Origin of the sequence: Trichocoleus sp. DQ-U1, from assembly GCF_039961925.1 — a bacterium.
In the GTDB taxonomy this organism is placed as follows: Bacteria; Cyanobacteriota; Cyanobacteriia; order Cyanobacteriales; family FACHB-T130; genus FACHB-T130.
This window is the reverse complement of the sequence record NZ_JAMPKB010000011.1, coordinates 14,983-33,810: the sequence shown is the minus strand read 5'-3', so window position 1 is coordinate 33,810 and position 18,828 is coordinate 14,983. Positions and strand designations below refer to the sequence as shown.

At 48.1% G+C, this 18,828-nt stretch carries 16 protein-coding genes; 9 read left to right on the top strand and 7 right to left on the bottom strand.

What is annotated here, in order from left to right; genetic code table 11:
* Positions 1-81: 81 nt before the first annotated feature.
* The gene (gene murQ / locus NDI34_RS06915; RefSeq protein WP_190984690.1) at positions 82-1,011 is read left to right on the top strand and encodes an N-acetylmuramic acid 6-phosphate etherase; all 930 of its coding nucleotides are present in this window, start codon (positions 82-84) and stop codon (positions 1,009-1,011) included.
* Between the two features lie 102 nt (positions 1,012-1,113).
* Here murQ and NDI34_RS06910 read toward each other — a convergent pair whose 3' ends face one another.
* Together NDI34_RS06910 and NDI34_RS06905 are read right to left on the bottom strand one after the other, a co-directional pair.
* The gene (locus NDI34_RS06910; RefSeq protein WP_348232251.1) at positions 1,114-3,777 is read right to left on the bottom strand and encodes an EAL domain-containing protein; all 2,664 of its coding nucleotides are present in this window, start codon (positions 3,775-3,777) and stop codon (positions 1,114-1,116) included.
* Between the two features lie 389 nt (positions 3,778-4,166).
* Positions 4,167-6,701 (bottom strand): PAS domain-containing protein, encoded by a 2,535-nt coding sequence (locus tag NDI34_RS06905; protein ID WP_348232250.1) that lies wholly within the window; start codon positions 6,699-6,701, stop codon positions 4,167-4,169.
* Positions 6,702-6,896: 195 nt separating this feature from the next.
* Here NDI34_RS06905 and NDI34_RS06900 point away from each other — a divergent pair, with 195 nt between their 5' ends.
* A complete protein-coding gene (locus tag NDI34_RS06900) occupies positions 6,897-7,802 on the top strand; it encodes a sugar ABC transporter permease (RefSeq protein WP_348232249.1) in 906 nt (301 codons plus the stop codon).
* 21 nt (positions 7,803-7,823) lie between these two features.
* Here NDI34_RS06900 and NDI34_RS06895 read toward each other — a convergent pair whose 3' ends face one another.
* Both NDI34_RS06895 and NDI34_RS06890 read right to left on the bottom strand, forming a co-directional pair.
* The gene (locus NDI34_RS06895; protein ID WP_348232248.1) at positions 7,824-8,417 is read right to left on the bottom strand and encodes an HAD family hydrolase; all 594 of its coding nucleotides are present in this window, start codon (positions 8,415-8,417) and stop codon (positions 7,824-7,826) included.
* 94 nt (positions 8,418-8,511) lie between these two features.
* A complete protein-coding gene (locus tag NDI34_RS06890) occupies positions 8,512-9,471 on the bottom strand; it encodes a glycosyltransferase family 9 protein (RefSeq protein WP_190410297.1) in 960 nt (319 codons plus the stop codon).
* A 95-nt stretch (positions 9,472-9,566) separates the two neighbouring features.
* On the opposite strand from NDI34_RS06890, the gene ispD reads away from it, so the two are divergent.
* Positions 9,567-10,253, top strand: coding sequence for a 2-C-methyl-D-erythritol 4-phosphate cytidylyltransferase (gene ispD, locus NDI34_RS06885; RefSeq protein ID WP_190435307.1), 687 nt, complete (start codon positions 9,567-9,569; stop codon positions 10,251-10,253).
* A 2-nt stretch (positions 10,254-10,255) separates the two neighbouring features.
* Here ispD and NDI34_RS06880 read toward each other — a convergent pair whose 3' ends face one another.
* Positions 10,256-10,699: a hypothetical protein gene (locus NDI34_RS06880; protein ID WP_348232247.1), complete on the bottom strand. Its 444-nt coding sequence runs from the start codon at positions 10,697-10,699 to the stop codon at positions 10,256-10,258.
* A 314-nt stretch (positions 10,700-11,013) separates the two neighbouring features.
* Positions 11,014-11,808, bottom strand: a complete 795-nt coding sequence (locus tag NDI34_RS06875; protein WP_190410294.1) for a glycoside hydrolase family 16 protein — start codon at positions 11,806-11,808, stop codon at positions 11,014-11,016.
* Between the two features lie 490 nt (positions 11,809-12,298).
* Between NDI34_RS06875 and NDI34_RS06870 the strand changes: the two genes are divergently transcribed.
* Both NDI34_RS06870 and nfi read left to right on the top strand, forming a co-directional pair.
* The gene (locus tag NDI34_RS06870; RefSeq protein WP_348232246.1) at positions 12,299-13,279 is read left to right on the top strand and encodes a glycosyltransferase; all 981 of its coding nucleotides are present in this window, start codon (positions 12,299-12,301) and stop codon (positions 13,277-13,279) included.
* Complete coding sequence (gene nfi, locus NDI34_RS06865; protein ID WP_190410292.1) at positions 13,276-13,938, top strand: deoxyribonuclease V; 663 nt, start codon at positions 13,276-13,278, stop codon at positions 13,936-13,938. Before NDI34_RS06870 ends, nfi begins: the two co-directional genes overlap by 4 nt.
* Before the next feature lie 98 nt (positions 13,939-14,036).
* On the opposite strand, the gene NDI34_RS06860 is transcribed toward nfi, so the two are convergent.
* The gene (locus NDI34_RS06860; RefSeq protein ID WP_348232245.1) at positions 14,037-14,657 is read right to left on the bottom strand and encodes a serine acetyltransferase; all 621 of its coding nucleotides are present in this window, start codon (positions 14,655-14,657) and stop codon (positions 14,037-14,039) included.
* Positions 14,658-15,243: 586 nt separating this feature from the next.
* Here NDI34_RS06860 and NDI34_RS06855 point away from each other — a divergent pair.
* The 4 genes from NDI34_RS06855 (at position 15,244) to NDI34_RS06840 (ending at position 18,774) form a co-directional block, all read left to right on the top strand.
* Positions 15,244-15,795 (top strand): FHA domain-containing protein, encoded by a 552-nt coding sequence (locus NDI34_RS06855; protein WP_190429610.1) that lies wholly within the window; start codon positions 15,244-15,246, stop codon positions 15,793-15,795.
* Positions 15,796-15,801: 6 nt separating this feature from the next.
* Positions 15,802-17,814, top strand: coding sequence for an FHA domain-containing protein (locus NDI34_RS06850; protein ID WP_348232244.1), 2,013 nt, complete (start codon positions 15,802-15,804; stop codon positions 17,812-17,814).
* Positions 17,815-18,013: 199 nt separating this feature from the next.
* Positions 18,014-18,322, top strand: coding sequence for a hypothetical protein (locus NDI34_RS06845; protein WP_348232243.1), 309 nt, complete (start codon positions 18,014-18,016; stop codon positions 18,320-18,322).
* 26 nt (positions 18,323-18,348) lie between these two features.
* Positions 18,349-18,774 carry a hypothetical protein gene (locus NDI34_RS06840; RefSeq protein ID WP_348232242.1) on the top strand — a complete coding sequence of 142 codons (426 nt, stop codon included), beginning with the start codon at positions 18,349-18,351 and terminating at the stop codon, positions 18,772-18,774.
* Positions 18,775-18,828: the final 54 nt, after the last annotated feature.

The following is an 18,828-nucleotide window of genomic DNA, read 5'->3' as shown; positions in this document are numbered from 1 at the left end:
GATCGAGGATGTTAGCGATCGCGTAACCCATAGCGGCGCTTTCTTGGCAGGATGAACGATAAAAAAAATGAAGGATCGAGGATGAAGAATCTGGAGGAGCGGGGACATCTTTTAACAGAACAGGTTAATCCCAATAGCCAGAATCTAGACCAGATGAGTTCTCTGGAATTGGTAGATTTGTTCAATCAGGAAGATGCTCAGACGCTAGCAGCGATCGCAATCGCCAGAACTCAGCTCGCTGAAGCAATCGATAAGACGGCTGAGGCGTTACGTCATGGGGGACGCCTGTTTTATGTGGGAGCTGGCACGAGCGGGCGTTTGGGCGTGTTGGATGCAGCGGAGTGTCCGCCCACCTTTTGTACGCCGCCAGAACTGGTACAAGGGATTATCGCCGGGGGTGCGGGAGCGTTAATCCGCAGCTCAGAAGATTTGGAAGACAAACATGAAGACGGGGCATCTGCGATCGCAACTCGGCAGATTACCCATCTCGATGTTGTTGTCGGTATCACTGCTGGGGGAACAACACCGTTTGTCCACGGTGCAATCCAAGCGGCACGTCAGCGGGGTGCAACCACAATTTTGATTGCTTGTGTCCCAGCCGAACAAGTCACCATCGATGCAGATTTAGATATTCGCCTAATCGTAGGGCCAGAAGTGGTGGCAGGTTCAACGCGACTGAAATCCGGAACCGTTACCAAAATGGCTTTAAATATCCTCTCCACCGGCGTGATGGTGAAGCTGGGCAAAGTCTACGGCAATCGCATGGTAGATGTCGCCGTTACTAATAAAAAATTGCACGATCGCGCCCTGCGAATGCTGCAAGACCTCACGGATTTAAATCGAGAAGACGCTGGATATTTGCTGGAGCAAAGTGGGCGTTCTGTCAAGTTAGCGTTGTTGATGCATTGGACGGGTTTGGAGAAGCAAGAAGGCGATCGCCTCCTTGCAGAACACAAAGGTAATCTCAGAGCAGCTGTTTCCAGCTACAACCACCCCAGCGACTCACCCTAAATTTGAGATTTGAGATGTTGGAATTCTATTTCAACTCTCAAATTTTTCCCAGTTTCAACGGCTGATATTGCCTTGCCGATTTGAGGCAATTTTTGATTTTTATCACCACTGGGGCTGTGCTGCCAATAACGCCTCAGCTGCCGGTGCATCTACGGGCTTAGAAAAAAAGTATCCCTGTCCGTATTCACATTGCAGCCGCTTGAGCTGAAGCATCTGCTCTGCGGTTTCGATACCTTCGGCAACCACATCCATCCCCAAATTGTGAGCCAGCGTCATAATTGTCTGGACAATTTCCCAGCGATTTTCCTCATCCCCCATGCCGCTAATAAAGGAGCGGTCAATTTTCAAGGTATCAATTGGTAGGCAATGCAGACGCCCCAAGGAAGAATAGCCGGTGCCAAAGTCGTCAATTCCCACTTTCACTCCCAAGGCTCTGAGCTGCTCAAGCATAGCGGTTACGGCATCGGCATCTTCTAGCAAGCAAGTTTCAGTAATCTCTAGCTTTAAACTGCGAGTTTCCAAACCAGTCTCCCGAACAATTCGATCGATCTGCTGAACCATGTCAGATTGGGCAAACTGCATCGCAGAAAGATTTACGCCAATTGTTAATTGTTCATAGTTGGATGTTGAGGGTTCACTATTCTGAACGAATCTTTCTTGCCAAGCCCGCATCTGGCAGCAGGCTTCGCGCAATACCCACCAATCCAGTTGCGCCATCAGCCCAGTTTCTTCTGCAACGGGAATAAACTCAAGCGGAGAAACTAACCCTCTCTTAGGGTGCTGCCAGCGCACGAGTGCCTCAAAGGCAGTAATTTTGCCGGTTGAGAGGGAGATAATAGGCTGGTAGTAAACCCGAAACTCAGAGTTAGGTAAAAGTTTGAAGTTTGGAGTTTTGAGTTTTGAATTTTCATCTTGTAAAGGAGAACTCAAAACGGAGAACTCAAAACCTTCCTTAGATAAAGCTCCAATTGCCAGACGCAGGTCGGTTTCTAATTGTAAAAGTGCGATCGCGCGTGCATGTAAAGTCGTGTGGAAGACTGCATAACGCCCTTTTCCCATTATTTTTGCCTGAGATAGGGCAATGTCGGCATCGCGCAGCAAGTCCCACTCCGGGTTAAGTACGGGTTCTTGCCCCTTTTGAGTGTTGGGTGAAGGAAGAGTTGAAGGTGTGAGGAAAGGAATTGTCTTACCATCCTGTCCCACTCTCCGAGTCTCCGGCTCTCCGGCTCTCCGGCTCAGGGCAATGCCAATACTGGCGGCGGCGAATACTTCATGTCCATCAAGGTAAAAAGGGGATGCGAGGGCTTCGTGGATTGACTCGGCAACGCGGGTCGCGTCACCCAGTTGCTGAATCTCCTCCAGCAGGATCGTGAACTCGTCTCCGCCAAGACGTGCCACCGTATCTCTGGGGCGCATCAGGGTACAAAGCCGATGCGCGATCGCGACGAGTAGTTTATCTCCGACCGTATGCCCCAAGCTGTCGTTAATCACCTTAAATCGGTCGAGATCCACAAATAGTACCGCAAATAGATAATTTTCAAACTGATAGGTACGTTCTAGGGCAACCTCCAACCGCTCCATAAATAAGGTTCGATTAGGCAAACCCGTCAGCGAGTCATAAAGTTGCCTTTGTTGCTGCTGTTGCTCAATGTGTTGAAGCTGCGCTTTCATTCGCAGACGCTCTTGGATGCTCAAGCTCGCTGCCGTTAAACAAAATAATCCCACGGGTGACACGACCGGCATCAAGTAACCCACCCGCAAAAGCACTACACTGACAATGACCCAGCCGCTACAAAGACTAACGACTGCAATCAGCTGGTGTCTGGCCCGATAGCGGTTGAGCGTGAAGCCAAGAATTGGCCCGCCCAACAACAGGAAAACTAGCAGCCACTTGGGGTCTGGGGTTTTCAGAAAGTTTTGTTGTAAGAGATTATTCAGAACGGTAGCGTGCAGGTGAATTCCACTCGCGGGTGGATGACCTTCAAACGGAGTGTTTAGAGGATCGAGAGCGGCGGCTGTGACGCCCACCATCACAATTTTTCCCTTGAATGCCGAGGCAGGCACTTTCCCCTGAAGGACTGAAACAAAGGAATAGTGCGGTGCCTGAAGCACCTCACCGGGCCAGTTCACGAGCAGCGGTTGATTCATCGGTGGGAGTTTTACCGGCTCTTTCACCAGTGAATAAACCTGGGAAGCCGCGATGCTTAAAAGAGGCACGCCTTCAAGTTGCGGTACAACTTGGCGAGTTAAACCATCGCTATCCTCGTGGTTGGCAATATGTCCGATTGCGATCGCGCTTTTGCTCAATTCTGGAGTAGGACGCAAAGGGTTATTTGTCCGATCCCACCCCTGCGCCAACACCACCTGACCCACTTTTTCCATCGCCGCCGCCATCTGTCCGTCTTCCGGACTACTTTCGGGCATCAGCACGTCCAATACCACCACACTAGGCTCTGCTGCGGATAGTTGATTCAGCAACTGGGTGTATTGCTTGCGAGGCCAAGGAAAACGACCCAGTTCCTTTAAACTGGCATCATCAATGTCAATCAACACCACCCGCTCATCCCAAGGCATCGTTCCCCGGAGGCGGAATAAACCCCGATAAGCAAGCTGTTCCAGTGGTTGCCAAATCCCTAGCACCAAACCACTTGCAACGATTAAAGAAGGAAAAAAGAAAAAAGCAAAATTAGCAATAAAGGATTTTTTTTCTTTTTCTTCTACTTTTAAACTTTGAATTTTGGACTTTTCAGGGAATTGCCAGTTCATACATCTGCTGTTTTCCCAAAGGAGTCGCAACAGCGTTGATGCGACCGTTTATAACAATTTTGCTTAATGCTGCTAGGTTTAATTTTTTCCAACTCTCAATTTGGTAGAGACGCGAACTGACTCTTTCAGCGCTAGGCTAACGCCTCGCTTCGCTGTTTTCATGCCCAAAGGGCTGTACGCGATCGCCTTTAGCTATTCCCTTGCGAATTCAACCTCAATCCGAAATCTACCATCCCAAATTTTCTAAAAGGTTTTGTTAAATGGATACCCCAATTTGTAATTGCGCTCAACTGCAACAGCAGCGCCTCAATTATAAAAATTTCTCGGGAACCACTTCTATCCCCCCACCCCCCTCCGCTGGGGACGGGAAGACCGGGAATCATTTCCTTTCACCGGGCACTTGAGTGCATCGTTTGGTCAAACACCTCATACCGTCCCTTTCCTAGCGCTTTGGCACGATACAAGGCTGTATCGGCATCGCGCAGGAGGTCTTCAGGTCGATCGTATCCGGTGCTGAGAACAATGCCAATACTTGCGGCAGTAAAAACTTCGTGTCCGTCGAGATAGAAAGGCGGTATCAGTTCTCGGTTGATTCGTTCGGCGATGCTGGTGGCGTGACTCAGGTCGTCAATAGCTTCCAAAAGCAGGGTAAATTCATCTCCCCCCAAACGAGCGACGATGTCTTCAGCACGCACGCAGGTTTCGAGACGGCGAGCGACGCAGCGAAGCAGCCGCTCCGCTAACGCCACCAATAATTTATCCCCAACCAGATGCCCCAAACTGTCGTTCACTTTTTTGAAGCCATCCAAATCTACAAACAGCAGCGCAAACTGAAAATCTTGACACTGTTTGGCTCGCTCCACCGCTTGACTGAGGCGCTCCATGAACAAAGCTCGGTTGGGCAAGCCGGTTAAGATATCATAAAACGCCCGCTCCCGCAGATGCTCCTTTGCCCGTTTGCGCTCGGTAATATCTTCCACCGTGCCTTCGTAGTAAAGCAGCTTACCTTCACAATCGCGCACCGCACGGGCATTTTCCGAAATCCAAATGATGCTGCCATCTTGACGGGAGACTGCGGATTCAAACTCTGAAACTGCATCGTGTTCTTGCAACAGGCGCGTAAACTCAGCACGCCGGTTCGGATCAACGTATAGTTGCTGCTTAATATCCGTCAGACGCGCCATCAGTTCTGTCGGAGACTCATATCCATAGATGCGTGCGAGAGCGGGATTGGCACTAATATACTGTCCGTCGGGCGTTGTCTGGAAAATCCCTTCAATTGCATTCTCAAAGATACTGCGATACTTTGCTTCCGCTTGCTGTAGAGCCTCTTCTGTCCGCTTGCGCTCGGTAATATCGGTGATGAAGCCTTCAAGTCCCAGGACTTTACCAGTGTTGTCACAAACCGCCGCGCCTTTTTCCCAAACCCATTTTTCCACACCTGATTTGGTCAGAATACGATATTCCACAACATAGGGTTTTAGAAGCGTGATGCCCGTAGCGATCGCCTCTAAAACCTTGGGTAAATCCTCAGGATGAGTAATGGAATCATAAGACACCGCGCGATCGCCAATCAATTCTTCACTGTGATACCCAGTCAGCTTAAAGCAACCTTCACTAATGTAAGTCATCGACCACGCTGGGTCATTTCCACAAGAAAACACAATCCCTGGCAAGGAGTCAATCAAACTTGCCAGACGGCGCTGGCTTTCCCTCAGGGCAGCTTCCGCTTGTTTTTGCTGCATCACGGTTCCTAGATGCGCTGCCACTGCTGACACCAGCTCAACCAGTCGCTTGTCCTTAGGGCGAGATTCAAACAGGAAGAAAGTGAGAATTGCCACTACCCGATCTTTAGAGAGAATCGGCACGGCAAATCCCGCTTTGAGTCCACAATTTCTTGCGAACTGAGTCCGGATAAAAAATGGGGGCGGCTCAATCGAAGCATCAGGAATCCACTCTGGCTGCTTGGATAACCAAACTCGTCCCGGTAGCCCAATTCCCGGTGAAAACTTCAACATTTCGCTCTGCCGCCGGAACTCGCTCAGGGTTAGGGGCAGTTCTGATGGCAGGTTAGTCGCTTGAAGTTGATTTAAACCTTTCATCAACCTTTCAACCTCTAACGCTTGTAAACTTTCAACCTGTAGCTCTAAAGTGCTGCTGTACCATGCGGGAGTGCATTCTAAAACCGTACCGTCTGAGCTGGGTATCCAAGCTTCACCAAAATTCCAGCCGGTCGTTTCACACACTTGACGTAGCGCGACTGAAAGTGCCGTATGAAAATCAGGCGCAGCACTAATTGCCTGGGTTAGGATTTGCAACAGTTTAATTTCTTCTTCAGCCCGCTGGCGCTCGGATACGTCAATAGACGTATTCGCAAAGGGGTGTAGAGTGTTAGCGGGGCGGGGGTCTAAATCCCGATTAGGGATTGAAATCATGATCAAGCCCTCCAGCGCCAGCAGTTCTCCCGATTGGGAGAAAACTCCACAACCCTGTTCCCAGACAAATTTCTCTTCTCCCGCCGCTGTGATGATGCGGTAGACAAGCTGGAAGGGTCTATATTCTTGCACGGCGGCTTGTATGGCGTTCCACACCTGCTCTCGGTCGTCGGGATGAATCAGTTGGGCATAGCAGATTTCTCGGTTGCCAATGAGTTCAAACGGAGAGTAACCAGTGAGCTGATAGCAGCCCTCGCTGACCGCTTCCATTGTCCAGCTCTGGTCGTTGCGGCAACGGTAGGCCATGCCAGGTAAGTTACTCATCAGGGTTGAAAGGGGACGAACTCCGGATAGAGATTGTCCCGTTGAAACAGGGCACTCTTGTAATGCATCTTCTGTCTGCAACGTATAAGTCATTTCAAACGGTGTTCCCAGTCCCCTGATGTTTTCCTTGAGATCAACGAGATCAACTGGTTCTAACCGCTCCACTCTCGGCGTCTCCTACAGAAATAATGTAAAGCTGGGAGAAAGCTCGTCAGCTGCGGCGAGGCAGCGATTCGCTGCTCCTTTCAGGATGGTTAGTGTATATTAAACTACCCTGAAGTTTCCAACAACAGTAAAATAGACTACACTCGAATCGCTAATTGAAACATTTCTAATTACTAATTGCTAATAGTTTTTAATATGCAGCATTGGATGCCGAAAGATAGAATTTTCGCTAAGCAAAGATTAACGCCTTATCTGTTTTTGCTGCCTGCTTTGTTCCTTTTGGGATTAACCGTTTTTTGGCCTGCCTTACAAGCGTTTTACCTTTCTTTTACGGAATATACTCTGATTGGTCAAGCGCCAGAATGGGTGGGTTTTAAGAATTTTCGGCGTTTGTGGACCGATACGGTGTTTTGGCAGACGCTGTGGAATACTCTGCTTTACCTGATTTGTGTCGTGCCGATTTTGGTTGTGGCATCGCTAGGACTAGCGATTCTGGTCAACCAAAAGCTACGTGGAATTAGCTGGCTTCGGGCAGCTTATTACACACCTGTAGTCATTTCAATGGTGGTGGCTGGGATTGCGTGGAACTGGCTTTATGCAGAAAACGGTCTGTTGAATCAGGTGTTAGTAAATACAAAAATTATCCCATTTCTCCAAAATGGCGTCCCCTGGCTGACTAGCCCGCGCTTTGCACTTTTTAGCGTGATGGTGGTGACGGTTTGGAAGGGATTAGGCTACTACATGGTGATTTATTTAGCTGGCTTGCAATCAATCCCAGCTGATGTCTATGAAGCGGCGGCAATTGATGGATCGGATGGGATTGCTAAGCATTGGGACATTACGATCCCATTGATGAAACCGTATTTAGTGCTAGTGGCGGTGATTTCTGCGATTTCTGCCACGAAAGTATTTGAAGAGGTTTATATTATGACCCAAGGAGGGCCGCGAAACAGTTCTAAAACGATTGTTTATTATCTCTATGAGCAAGCTTTCCAAAATTTAGAGATGAGTTATGCTTGCACAATTGGATTGGTGTTGTTTTTGGCAATCCTAGGGCTATCAATCTTGAATTTAAAGCTATCAAACTCAATTAAAAATTAGAAATAAAATTAAAAATAATTTTTAATTATTCTGCTGGCAAATCCACTCAACCGCAGCGACTAAATCCGCCGCGATGAAATCCGGGCGAGTGTGGTGCTGATACTCGCCACCCAAGACGCGATCGCCAAATCCAGTCTGCACTAAAATCCCGGTACAACCGGCATTGTGTGCCATGTCGATATCGGTGGCTTTGTCCCCCACCATAAAACTGCGCGACAGATCCAGATCGTGTTCCCAAGCAGCCGCCACCAGCATTCCCGTATTCGGCTTGCGCCAGGTACTCCAGCGGCTGAATTCTGGATTTGTCCCTCCTTCCGGGGGACTGAGATAAGGGCAGTAATACAAAGCATCTAAACGCGCCCCTGCTTCAGCTTGCAAGAGGTGGCAGAGGCGCAGATGCAGAGCATCCACATGGCTAGCCGGATAGTAGCCTCGTGCGGGGCCAGATTGATTGGAAACGAGACAGCAAAACATCTGCTGGTCGTTGAGCAGCCGTACCGCCTGAGCCACCCCCGGTATCAGGTGTAAATCCTCAACTTGATGGATATAACCGGCTTCGACATTGAGGACGCCATCCCGGTCAAGAAATACTGCTGGTTTGGCAGTTTTAGGCATGGATTGAATCAACAGAGAATAGTTTAGAGGGGCGGGAAAATTAAAAATTAAAAATTTGGCAATTTTGCATTTTTAATTTTTAATTTTTCAGGATTTAACCGCCCCAGATTTGCTGGAGAACGTCTGCTGGGGGAATGTCGGCTATCGAACGAGAGGGGGATTGCAAACCGCGAACGCGATCGCTACTCGGTAGCAATTTTTTCGCTTCTGTCGGGCCAAACAGTGCAATCGTGTAAGTCCCAACGGCGACGGCTAAGTGCATGGGCGCACTATCCGTACACAGCATCAAGTTGGCACCAGCAATCATTGCCGCCAACTTCCCGATATCTCCAGGCGAAGTCACCTTTAAGTTAGGCGAGGACTGCATCAATTCGCTAACAAACGCCTTATCCTCAGGCCCTTTGAGGAGGACAATCGGTAAATCAGGCTGTCGCTGTTGAGTTTCTTGAATAATCTGCTGCCATTTCTTGACCGGATAGATTTTATCAATCCCTTTCGCCTGAGCCAAGGCGCTAGAACCGCCATGAATCAGAATGTAGCCAGTTTCCTGAACACCCAGTTGTTTTTGTTCTTTTTCTGCCCACTCAATATCTGGTTTAGGTACATTGACCGCCAGCGGTGGACAAGGAGAATTTATTCCTAAACCTTGCAGCAAATCGTGATACATATCAGCGGCATACTGCTCGGTTTTTAGCGGAACTGGGTTGGTGAGAAACCAGTTTCCTGGCCCGTTATAGCTAATTCGAGTGGGAATGCCGGTCAGCCACAGCAGCAGCCCTACACTCCACCTGCGCCCCAGAGATAGGGCGATATCATACTCGCGATCGCGGATTATACCCAGTAAATTTCCCCAGTCTGCTGGTCCGGTACGGTCTTTGAAGTCATAGGTGAGGATTTCATTAACCGACTTGCAAACCCGGTAGGCACCCTTTGCCCTGGGTTCTACAATGACATCAATCTGAGCTTCCGGGTAATACCGCTTCAGGTCATCCAGGGTAGGGAAGAACAGAATTTGGTCGCCAATCCCGCCGGGGACAAGGGCAAGTATTCGCATTACTGTTGATTGAGGTTACTTATCAGCTTCATTTTAGGGGAAGATATACTGAGCGCAACAAGGATTAACAAAGCGGTCAGCAAAAGAGGAAGCGTGTGCATTTATTGATTCCAGCAGCAGGGATGGGGCGTCGGATGGGGAGCGAGCGAAATAAACTCCTTTTGACGTTGCTCGGTAAACCCTTGATTCACTGGACTCTCCAGGCGGTTGAAGCTTCCCGTCACATCAGTTGGATCGGGTTAATTGCTCATCCAGATGACTTTTCTGACTTCAAGGAGATTCTCGCTGACCTCTCCCTCACTAAGCCCGTGCAATTGATCGTTGGTGGGTCAACCCGTCAAGAGTCGGTCTACAACGGCTTGCAGGCGCTCCCATCCGCCCACCACGTCTTAATTCATGATGGTGCTCGGTGTCTGGCGACACCGCAATTACTGGATCGGTGTGCTGAGGAACTGATGAATTGTCCCGGCTTAATTGCAGCGGTGCCGGTGAAAGATACGATTAAAGTCGTGGATGCGGCTGGGTTCATTGAAAGTACACCCGATCGACAGCATCTATGGGCGGCTCAAACGCCCCAAGGTTTTAAAGTTGATTTGTTGCAACAGTGTCATACGGAAGCCCGACGCCAAAATTGGGAAGTTACCGACGATGCGGCTTTATTTGAAAAGTGCAATTTGAAAGTCCGGATTGTCCAGGGAGAAGAGACGAATCTGAAGGTGACTACGCCGGTGGATTTGAGCGTAGCAGAGTTTATCCTGCGCGATCGCTTACCAACAGGATGATATTAATAACGGCGTGACTCTGGTGCGCGATCGCTGTGAGCGCTCTCTTGCGGATCGGAGTTCAATTGACTGCTGGGTTCATATTTCTTTTGAACTTCTTCCAGCTGCTTAGTAATTTGATTAATTCTTTGCTTAACCGTCTGAAAGTCAATATTGCGCCAATGAATAATCGTATTTTTTACTTTTTTCTGTTCTCTGTCAGCCACAGCTTGCATTCGCCCCCCTTCACAAATTTTTTTTAACCTGTCTTGTAAATTAATGTAACTTGTGATACGGAACAGTCCACTCCGTCTTGCGGAGGAAGCCAAAGTAAATATCTCCGTATCTTGTACCATTTTTAAGTCGGCGGTTTCAACCACGTCTAAAACTCTGAAACCCTTGCACAATCGGAGGTCGGGTAGAGCGTAAACGTAGGTGTGTTCGTGCCGTAAGGCTTGAGCTTTCAAGGGAGAGTAGCAGGGTAAACTGCCCTAGTGCTGGGTAACGCGCAACTCAATCGCCATGCACCCCGCGCCCAGAGGTGGCTCCCCAGCCTACACATCCACGATTTGGATTAGTTTTTCACGAGAGCTTAAGATCGTTGTTGTTTCTTGTTTGCAATCGATGGACTTCTTAACCCCCCAATTTATTGGGGGGTTGGGGGAATCAATAATGTAGCGCCTCACAACCCAAATGGTATTCGTTTGTGTAGTCGCGACTTTAGTTGTCAGGCGTTTTTATTGAACCCAAAAAGTGAATTGGATTGACGAGAAAACATCTATTAAGCCTTTTTATAGATGCGGATATAGTCAACATCCAAGTAAGTCGGAAATGGGGTGGTGGTGAGAGGACATCCCGCAAAGCTGTTGCAGCTACCCACGAGATTGCCCACCGCCAGAACCATTGGAAAAGCATCAAACTTTTGCGTAGTGGTAAACTTTTGCACGCCATCGACAAGCCATGTCAAGCGTCCGGGTTCCCAAATTACAGTGTATTCGTGAAAGTCGTCGGTGTAGTTAGTTTCGTACAGTTTGGAAACTTCTGACTTCTTTTTACCATCCAGCAAATAGTGCTGCGTAAAAATATTTTCGTTAGGGATGTTTCCCCTAAGTTCAGCAAAGTCGATTTCTGGAGGCCATTTAAAGTCCTGTCGCCACAGCGAAATGTAACCTTGGGTACCTTCTCCCTTTTGAAAACGCGCCCGAACTACCCAACGCCCGTAAGTTTGAGCCGTAAGTTGGGTAAACCCGCCTGCGGTATAAGGAAACGTGACTCCATCCTTAGTGATGGTTTCCTTGGCAATTTTGAGGCGCAAGAGTCCGTTTTGTACAATCAGTGCTGAGTTTCCATTCCACCAGGAAACTGCTCCTGCTGTACTCGGTTTACCCCAGTATCGAACGTAATTCGCTTTATCGAGAGAAGTTGAGTTGAACTCATCTGCGAAGGTAAGAGTCCAACCCGGAATATTCGGAGCGCTTCCGGTCGTGGCAGTGATTGCAGAACCTGTTTGGCTCAGGCTCAATATTGGCACGAGCGGTAGCACAAACAGGAACAAAAACACAAGAATTCTTTTCATTTCGATCGTAACGAATTGTTCATGGCTGTTCCTTGCAGGGGATCAGCCTATTTACTCTTCTGACTTGTTGCGATCGCACCGGACACTATCAGGAACCGCCTGCTTGTCTGGGTAATGCTAACTGTCAAGGAATATATTGTTGTTTACGAGTAGTAACTAGATTTCACTCTCAGGAAGCTTCCGTAAATACTTGATAGAAATGTAGTAATATTTAAACAAATTAAGTAGAAATACTTCGATTAATCGCTCAATAATTTGTTGGTTGAAGCAGCCCCAGAGAGCAGCTAGAGTATCTAGCTAAGAAAATCAGCAAGATAAAGACCCAAATTAAATTTCATAGCTGCTAAATTTCAGTTGAAATGACGTTCTTTTTAATGGCAACAAAGCCATGTTGATAACTAAACACGACTCAGAAGCGGTTATACAGCACCCTGCTTTGGCGTTCGCAGGCTTGCTATGGTGATTTCAGGTAAATATGAACTCCCACCCTATGACACAGCCCTTTCTGCCCAGGGTTTCCGTAATTGTCCCCATCTACAATGGTGAGGGGGACTTGCCAGACTTAATCGACTGCTTGCGATCGCAAACTTACTCTGCTGAGTCTGTCGAATATTTGCTGGTCGATAATAATAGTAGCGATCGCACTGCCACCCTTCTCCAGTCAGCCGCCGCCTCAGCCGCCGCTGACGGCTTAACCATTCGCCCGATTGCGGAAAACCAAATCCAAAGCTCTTACGCGGCTCGAAACGCCGGAATTCGGGCATCAACGGCTGAAATTTTTGCCTTTACCGACGCCGATTGTCGTCCTCAACCGCACTGGTTGGCAGACTTGATTGAGCCGTTTGCCAATCCAACGATTGGCATCGTCGTCGGTGAAATTATGGCATTGCCAGGGAACACCCTGTTAGAACAGTACGCTGACCGAGAAAATGTTTTGTCTCAAAAACATTCTTTAGCAAATCCGTTCTGTCCTTATGGTCAAACGGCTAACTTAGCAATTCGTCGGAAAGCTTTAGAACAGGTAGGTTTGTTTCGCCCTTATCTAACCACTGGCGGCGATGCTGACATCTGTTGGCGCATCCAACGCGAAAGTGACTGGCAATTGCATTTTGCCCCAACTGCTATTGTCCGCCACCGTCACCGCTCCACGTTCCAGGAACTTCAAAGTCAATTGCGTCGCTATGGTCGCTCAAATCGATACTTGCACGAACTGCATGGTGTTAAGCTGACAGCAAACTTGAGTGCAAAGGAATATCTATATCGATTCAGCCGGTGGTTGGTCAAGGAAGTACCGGTGACAGGTGTGAAAGCGATCGCGGGGAAAGCCGCGCTTGTAGACTTGTTAAGGACCCCGATTAATTTGATCAATGTCCGCGCGAGAGCCGCAGGGCAAAATGAAGCTAGGCTTCCAGAAGCAGCCAAAGTAATTGAGTGGCTGGAAAAACCCCAGGATGTGGAAGTAAATCCATGAAAATCCACCAACGTCACGCATGGCCTGATACCGCTGAGGAAGCGATCGCTATCCAGCAACAACTGAGCAAAGAAGTGATTACTTCAGACCAGTTGGAATCGGTGCAGTATGTCGCCGGGGTCGATATGGGTTTTGAGGAGTCAGGTACCATTAGCAGAGCAGCCGTTGCTGTTCTGAGTTTTCCAGATTTACAGTTACAAGAGCAAGCGATCGCCTTCCGTCCCACTACGTTTCCCTACATTCCCGGATTCCTCTCCTTCCGAGAAATTCCAGCCGTGCTAGACGCCTTAGAAAAAGTCAGCATCACGCCTGACTTAATCCTCTGTGATGGTCAGGGGATCGCCCATCCCCGCCGATTTGGCATCGCCTCCCATCTCGGAGTTCTAATCGACCTTCCCACGATTGGCGTTGCCAAATCTTTGCTCGTTGGTAAGCATGATGAGTTGCCAGTTGAAAAAGGCGCATGGCAACCGTTGCGGTATCGCCGCGAAATCATTGGTGCAGTATTGCGGACGCGCACGGGTGTAAAACCCGTTTATGTTTCTAGCGGACATCGGGTAAGTCTAGAAACAGCGATTGATTATGTGATGCGTTGCACTACGAAATATCGCTTACCAGAGACAACTCGCATTGCTGATAAATTGGCGTCAAATCGATAATGCAAGCTTGAGAGGGATGCGATCGTCGTACAGATTGGTTGCCAAGGGCGATCGCTTCATAGAGCGTCTCAATATAAGCCTTGAATTCAATTCCTAACTTAAACCAATTCTTCTTTTACCTTGATGCCATTCTTTTTCACAATATAAGCGGGAACGCCGACAACCACACAATTATCAGGAACATTTTTAACGACAACTGCGTTAGCTCCAACCGTAACATTGTTCCCTATCGTTACTCCGCCAATTACTTTAGCACCGGCAGTAATGCGGACATTATCCCCGATTTTCGGACGACTGGTTTTATCTCTATAACCAATTGTCACCTGTTGATTAATCCAGCAATTTTCGCCCATGTCTGCCATAATGATTGTGCTGAAGCCATGCTGGATAAACAGCCCAGGTCCAAAATTAGAAGATGTATCGATAAAAAGGTAAGGACAAGATTTATAAAAATAACTGAATAAATACATAAATATCCTGGCAGATAAGTTTCCTTTAAATAATCGATGATAATACAAGTTCCTAAATTCTTTTTGACGATCCAGCAAAGAAAGTAAATTTCCTAAATTTGATTCGCCTTTCCAGCCAAATACGTTCACCCAACGCTTTACATCGGCATCAATAATTTCTTTTTCACTGGTTAAAAAGAAAGGAATTAACAAAGGAGAAACCAAAATTATTCCTAGGTTGTATAAAGTTTTTCTAAAAAAATCTTTCATGGGTGTTAGAGAGGAAATCTTAGTTAGCGTAAATCATAGCAAAGGTTTTTACGACATACCATAGTTTATTAAGAGGTGTTTCCAATCCGGGGATAATGCTGACTCCAACTAGATTGCAGTCATATTATCAACAATGCAACTACTTTTTTTAGGTTTAATCTAGGCGGTGAGGAGTCAGAAATCATCAACAGGGCAGGAGTTGCCGTTTTCAGTTTTCCAATCTTGCAACTAAAAGAGCAAGCGAGCGCTAATTGGTATCAACGCCAGCTATAATTTTATATTTTGTTTCCGTTGACAAAATTATTAAACTGTGCAAGCGAGGTGGTTGGTGCCACCATGAATGCCCAAAGTTAAACGAATTATACGAGAACGACATCGGGAACATAGACAAAGTTTGCCCATAAGTAACGCCTTCTCCTGAAGTAAAGTTGAGCAAAGATAGCGGCTCATCGTCATTTCCCGTAGATTTTCGTTTTTTTAAACTTCCTACACAATTTCAGATTTTTCTTCCAGGTCATGTTAGAAATCAGGACATTAAGACTTGAAGCAGTTTAAAGAAAGAAACAATATATAAAGGCTAAGCAATATGAATGAATTAACTTTAGAGTGGCAAGAAGCCGGTCGGGGACAAACCCAAACAATTCACGATCGACAAATCGCTAAACATCCCGGTACTATCCGGATCGGTCGTGACCCAGCTCGATGCGATATCGTTTTGACAGATCCCACGGTATCTGGGCTGCACGTCGAAATATTTTTTAACCCACAGCAGCAAAGCTTTTACTTGCGGAACCTGCGAGAAAGTAATCCGCCGCTAGTGGATGGTCACACCCTCATCCAAGGTGAAGTGCCTCTGAGTCAGGGTAGCACGATCTGTTTAGGACAGATAGAAATCCAGGTGACAAAGGTTTCCTTGGCAGTGGTGGGCGTTCCTCCGACCGTTTTGTTGTCACCGCCATCACCTGTAGCAGGCAAACCCGCCCCCACCGCACCTAACCCAGCGGCTGTAACCTATGGTTTGGAATGTTCCAGTTGCCATCGCGTTTCACCGTATAACTTAATGAATTTGGGGTGTCCGTGGTGTGGCACATCCCTAGCAGCAGCATTGAGCGTTTTAGTCACTCCTAGCAGCAACTAATCAACCATGAATCCAGCACCCATGCGCCTTCGCCTCAGCTGGGACGATCCAGGAACGGGAGAACGCAAAGAACCGACGCTGGCAGTTCCAATCGCACTGGGACGGGAATTTAATCAGATGCCAGGGGAAATGAATGGGCATCGCGTCTCCCGATTAACCCTCAATAGTCTAGAGGTTTCCCGCTTCCACGCCCTGATTGATATGGACGCTGGCGGGTTGGTGGTTATTGACCAAAACAGCAGCAACGGCACCTTGATTAATGGGCAACGTCAGACGCGCAGTGTTCTAGGAAATGGCGACTCGTTGCAAATTGGCCCTTATTACATCAGCGTTACCTTCGCTGCCAATCCACCTGCATCGCCCCCGTCTGGAAATTCCCAGATTTTCTTCCACCCAGACACGGATCTCCCTGACCCCAGGATTAGTCATCCGGCACCCCTGCCTCCGCTTGCTTCCCCCGCGCAACCAGGGGGAACGGCAGCGTTTCCTCCACCGGCTTTTCAGGCGCAGCAAGTCGTTGTGCAAGACCTTCATGCCACTGGATTGCGAGTCGATGAAGTGGACTATGCCGCCGTTGGGGGCGGTTTGGGCAGCTTTGTCTGGGTAGATTTATTAAGAATTTACGGGGTAAAAAGCAGCCAGATTGCAGCTTTGGGAATGGAACCCCAACCGTATGCCCGTTACAAGCGGTTGTGCATGAATTCGCAAATACCTCTGCACGAACGCTTGCGGTCAAATTCAGATTCTTGTCCCGATAATATTTGGGGTTGGCCTAGTTATGCCCTGCGGGAAGCTGGGCATGATTTGCTCAAGGGAAGTTTAGGAACAGCATTTGGGTATTTGTGGCAGGTATTTGCCGAACCGGCTTTTGCCCAAACTTATACCCCTCGTGCGGGTAATGTCTTTGACGCCATTGATAGGGAAGCAAAACGGATTGGTTGGGAACAGATGTTTCGTTACGCCAGCGTCCGTTCGATTCGGAAAACTGAGGATGGACGATATGCGATCGCTTATTCTCGTACCAGTGCCAACCAGCGCGACCATGCTTTCTTAATTGCCCGCAATGTCCAACTCGCCACCGGCTACGCGGCGATTCAGTTTCTCCCGGATTTGCAAGCCTACCGGGAAAAAACCAATGATTTTAAGTCCGTCGTCAATGCCTACGAAGAACATAACCACGTCTACGAGCATTTAGAGAAATTTGGCGGTACCGTGATGATTCGGGGGCGGGGGATTGTCGCTTCGCGGATCGTACAGCGAATTTATGAAGCGAGGGCAAAAAACCCAAATATCTCCCTGCTACACTTGATGCGATCGCCTAAACCCCAAGGTAACAAATTTGGGCGATCGCAGCGGGCTGTCGAAAATCATTACGAATTTCAACCCTTTAACTGGCCTAAAGCCACTTGGGGCGGTGAATTGCGAATCATGCTTGAAAAAGCAGCACCCGAACAGCGAAAGCGCCTACTCGCAGATTGGGGCGGCACCACCACAGCTGACCGTCAGGATTGGCGACGCATGGTTGAAGAAGGCATCCGTCAAGGCTGGTATCAAATTACCTTTGGGGAAGTGGAACGAGTCGAACGAAACCCTCACTCGTCAGGAATTGAGCGCACCGTTACCTATATTCAAGAAAAGGGATTAAAAGGACAAATTCGCCTCGAAGCTGACTTTATCATTGACGCCACCGGACTCGATGCCAAAGTCAAAGCGAATCCCCTCCTGAACGACCTTGTCACCCATTACAAACTCCCCCTCCATGAAAATGGGCGGATAGCTGTTGCCAACAATTTTGAACTTGTCGAAATGCGATCGCCGCAGGGTCGGATGTATGCTGCTGGTGCCATGACCCTCGGTGGGCCTTACGCCGCTGTTGATAGCTTCTTAGGGTTGCAATATGCAGCACTTTGTGCAGTAGTTGATAGTCTGGCAGCAGCTCGTGCCCCCGGAATCCATCGATTGAACTTTTTGAGTTCTTTTGGGCAATGGCTGAAATGGGTCGCGAACCAAGCACCGTAAATTTACTAAATTTGCTCTGGGCACTCAACGGATTGTCAGAGTATATTTCAGCAATATTGCTGATTCATCTAGAAGCGGGCAAGCAGAAAATATAGATAGATACTGAAAGAAAGTTGACTCCATCAATAACTGCTGTCATAGCCCTGAGCGAGCCAAAAATATGAGAGTCCATTGCACTTATCGGAATGGAGGCCATAAAGTGCGAAAACTCAAAATTTTTAACGAAGTTTTACCTGAAGTCAGGCTGTTCAAGTGTAAGGAAGTCGAGATGAGCAGCAGCTACCTTCTAGAAGATTTGACAATGAAGGAAATCGCTGACTACATGGGTTTTGGCTGTATCTCCGACCCCGAAGAAGCCAATGTCATGTCTGAAACGACAGGGCTGCCAATTGTTGGAAATTCTGTGTGGGTGAAATGCCCATCTAAGCTAGAAGTCGGAACAGTCTATGAAGGTCATTTACGCAAAAAAGAAACGTCCGGACTGCCCGAACTGAAGCTTGAAAACTGATGCGGTAAGTGGATTAAAAATTTACCATGACTCCGACGCTCTTTGGTCGTTGGCAAACCCGATTATTTCTACTCGCAACAGTGGGCACGTTGGTAACGTTGCCCTTTGCTTTGGGCGTTATTGGTCCCGGTGCCGACTTGCTTTTTTTCTGGATACTAGGGTATGTTGCGGTTTTTGGACTCGGCTGGGATCTCCTATATGACTATATCCAGAAATTCCGTTGGGATCGAGATTGGCCTGGAGCTTTACAGTTGCTTGCCGGTATTTGGGAAGCAGTATTTATCGGGTTGCTGGTAAAAATATTTAGCTTACCGGGTGTAGGACGGGATCTGCCATTGCAAGGGTTTGTGCTGCACTACAGTCTCGTGTGGCTGAGCGTCTATCTGGCGTCGCATACCATCATGCGAATTTTGTTTCCGCGTTGGCGTTTCCACGGAGGTCAGTTAATCTAACGGACGTTGCAGCGTATCGAATCCGGTTTATTAAAAAATCTAAAAATTAGTAGG

What these genes read in the sequence shown, in the direction of transcription:
- NDI34_RS06910 (WP_348232251.1), bottom strand. Translation starts at nt 3,777, where the DNA reads ATGAACTGGCAATTCCCTGAAAAGTCCAAAATTCAAAGTTTAAAAGTA.
- NDI34_RS06870 (WP_348232246.1), top strand. Translation starts at nt 12,299, where the DNA reads ATGACACAGCCCTTTCTGCCCAGGGTTTCCGTAATTGTCCCCATCTAC.
- NDI34_RS06860 (WP_348232245.1), bottom strand. Translation starts at nt 14,657, where the DNA reads ATGAAAGATTTTTTTAGAAAAACTTTATACAACCTAGGAATAATTTTG.
- NDI34_RS06890 (WP_190410297.1), bottom strand. Translation starts at nt 9,471, where the DNA reads ATGCGAATACTTGCCCTTGTCCCCGGCGGGATTGGCGACCAAATTCTG.
- NDI34_RS06840 (WP_348232242.1), top strand. Translation starts at nt 18,349, where the DNA reads ATGACTCCGACGCTCTTTGGTCGTTGGCAAACCCGATTATTTCTACTC.
- NDI34_RS06850 (WP_348232244.1), top strand. Translation starts at nt 15,802, where the DNA reads ATGAATCCAGCACCCATGCGCCTTCGCCTCAGCTGGGACGATCCAGGA.
- nfi (WP_190410292.1), top strand. Translation starts at nt 13,276, where the DNA reads ATGAAAATCCACCAACGTCACGCATGGCCTGATACCGCTGAGGAAGCG.
- murQ (WP_190984690.1), top strand. Translation starts at nt 82, where the DNA reads ATGAAGAATCTGGAGGAGCGGGGACATCTTTTAACAGAACAGGTTAAT.
- NDI34_RS06900 (WP_348232249.1), top strand. Translation starts at nt 6,897, where the DNA reads ATGCAGCATTGGATGCCGAAAGATAGAATTTTCGCTAAGCAAAGATTA.
- NDI34_RS06895 (WP_348232248.1), bottom strand. Translation starts at nt 8,417, where the DNA reads ATGCCTAAAACTGCCAAACCAGCAGTATTTCTTGACCGGGATGGCGTC.
- NDI34_RS06875 (WP_190410294.1), bottom strand. Translation starts at nt 11,808, where the DNA reads ATGAAAAGAATTCTTGTGTTTTTGTTCCTGTTTGTGCTACCGCTCGTG.
- NDI34_RS06855 (WP_190429610.1), top strand. Translation starts at nt 15,244, where the DNA reads ATGAATGAATTAACTTTAGAGTGGCAAGAAGCCGGTCGGGGACAAACC.